Annotated in this window: 1 protein-coding gene; it reads left to right on the top strand. The window is 40.4% G+C overall.

The window, feature by feature from the left end:
* Positions 1-21 precede the first annotated feature (21 nt).
* Positions 22-2,952: beta strand repeat-containing protein (locus BMW63_RS15025; RefSeq protein ID WP_074724291.1), on the top strand; the 2,931-nt coding region annotated here is incomplete at its 3' end.

Below are 2,952 nucleotides of genomic sequence, written 5' to 3'. Positions count from 1 at the left end.
GCAAATGGCGCTACCAATTATATGAAAACATCAGCCTCTTTGGTTGCTGCTACAGAAGATTTGGATGCGCAAGCGAAAGTAAATTCAGATGCAATTGGAACAGAAAAAACGAGAGCAACAGGAATTGAAGGAAACATTCAATCGGAACTGGATGTAACTCAAACAGGATCTGGATTAGCAACTAACGGAACTTATAGTGCAAATAGTGCCGCCAACTACATCGCTGGAGCTACTGCCTTAAACGATGCTGACAATAAATTAGATGGGCAAGCGAGAGTAAATGCGGATGCAATTGTAACAGAAAAAACTAGAGCAACAGGAATTGAGGGAAACATTCAATCAGAACTGAATGTAACTCAAACAGGGGCTGGATTAGCCGCTGACGGAACTTATAGTCCAAATGGCGCTACCAATTATATGAAAACATCAGCCTCTTTGGTTGCTGCTACAGAAGATTTGGATGCACAAGCGAAAGCGAATGCAGATGCAATTGGAACAGAAAAAACGAGAGCCACGGGAATTGAAGGAAACATTCAATCGGAACTGGATGTAACTCAAACAGGAGTTGGATTAGCCGCTGACGGAACTTATACTGTAAATACTACTGCTAATTACATCGCTGCAGCTACTGCTTTAAATGATGCTGATAATAAATTGGATGCGCAAGCGAAAGTAAATGCGGATGCAATTGGAATAGAAAAAACTAGAGCCACAGGAATTGAAGGAAACATTCAATCAGAATTGGATGTAACTCAAACAGGAGCTGGATTAGCCGCTGACGGAACTTATGGTGCAAATGGCGCTACCAATTATATGAAAACATCAGCCTCTTTGGTTGCTGCTACAGAAGATTTGGATGCACAAGCGAAAGCGAATTCAGATGCAATTGGAACAGAAAAAACGAGAGCAACAGGAATTGAAGGAAACATTCAATCGGAACTGGATGTAACTCAAACAGGAGCTGGATTAGCCGCTGACGGAACTTATACTGTAAATACTACTGCTAATTACATCGCTGCAGCTACTGCTTTAAATGATGCTGATAATAAATTGGATGCGCAAGCGAAAGTAAATTCAGATGCAATTGGAACAGAAAAAACGAGAGCCACAGGAATTGAAGGAAACATTCAATCAGAATTGGATGTAACTCAAACAGGAGCTGGATTAGCCGCTGACGGAACTTATAGCGCAAATGGCGCTACCAATTATATGAAAACATCAGGCTCTTTGGTTGCTGCTACAGAAGATTTGGATGCGCAAGCGAAAGTAAATTCAGATGTAATTGGAACAGAAAAAACGAGAGCTACAGGAATTGAAGGAAACATTCAATCAGAATTGGATGTAACTCAAACAGGATCTGGATTAGCCGCTGACGGAACTTATAGCGCAAATGGCGCTACCAATTATATGAAAACATCAGCCTCTTTGGTTGCTGCTACAGAAGATTTGGATGCACAAGCGAAAGTAAATTCAGATGCAATTGGAACAGAAAAAACTAGAGCCACAGGAATTGAAGGAAACATTCAATCAGAACTAAATGCTACTCAAACAGGATCTGGATTAGCAACTAACGGAACTTATACTGCAAATAATGCCGCTAATTACATCGCTGGAGCTACTGCCTTAAATGATGCTGACAATAAATTAGATGGGCAAGCGAAAGTAAATGCAGATGCAATTGCAAATATCAATACCCTAGCGAACGGTAAAATCTACGTAGGAAACATTAGTAATCAAGCGACAGAGATTACTATGACAGGAGATGTAACAATAGATAATGGTGGTGTTTCAACTATTGGAAGTAGCAAAGTTCTGACAGCTATGATTGCCGAAGGGACGATCCTAGTTGGTGATTTAGCAAACGACGCCATAGAAACTACTAAGATTAAAGATGCTAATGTAACTTATAGTAAGATTCAAGGGGTTACTAGTGGTAAAGTACTAGGAAGAGTATCATCAGGTACAGGAACAGTAGAAGAATTTAATACTACTGGTTCTGGCGATGTGGTAAGAGCGAATTCACCAGTACTTACTGGAACAGTTACGGCAAGTGCTATATCTGCAACCAATGTATCTGCAACCAATGTATCAGCAACCACAGTATCTGCGACTAATCTAGGAGGGCGTATTCTGGACGCATCACAAGTGCTTATTACTACCGTTGGAACATTGACTGCTTTAAATGTAAGCGGAACTTCCACTTTGACAGGAAATACCACCATTGGAGGAACTCTTGGAGTAACAGGAGTAACGACACTAAGTGCACAACCTATACTTTCAACATTAACGGTTTCTTTACCTGTGTTCTCTGACACGAATAAAGGGCTAGTATCTAATCCAATTACAGGAACTGGTAGTGTGGTTATGTCTGATTCAGCCACATTAACTGGGTCACCAAATGCGCCAACTGCAGCTGCACTTACCAATACAACTCAAATTGCAACTACAGCCTTTGTTTCTGCTGCAAATAGTACTAATGCTAACTTAACAGGTCCAATAACAAGTATTGGGAATGCAACTGCTGTAGCTTCTCAAACAGGAACAGGTTCTACCTTTGTTATGAATGCTTCACCAACATTAGTAACACCCGTTTTAGGAGTTGCAACAGCAACAAGTATTAACGGAAGCACAATGCCAACTTCAAAAACTTTGGTGGTAACTACTGATAAGTTAAATGTGCTTTCATCAACTACATCAACAGAATTGGCTGGAGTGATTTCTGACGAAACAGGAACGGGAAGTCTTGTTTTATCGACTTCACCAACATTAGTGACACCCGTTTTAGGAGTTGCAACAGCAACAAGTATTAACGGAAGCACAATACCAACGTCAAAAACTTTGGTGGTAACTACTGATAAATTAAATGTACTTTCAGCAACTACTTCAACGGAATTAGCTGGAGTTATTTCTGATGAAACAGGAACAGGAAGTTTTGTTTTATCGACTTCGCCA

The sequence above is a fragment of the Flavobacterium frigoris genome (assembly GCF_900111075.1).
Lineage (GTDB): Bacteria > Bacteroidota > Bacteroidia > Flavobacteriales > Flavobacteriaceae > Flavobacterium > Flavobacterium frigoris.
The sequence above is the reverse complement of the archived record's forward strand: the minus strand, read 5'-3'. Positions and strand labels throughout refer to the sequence as shown.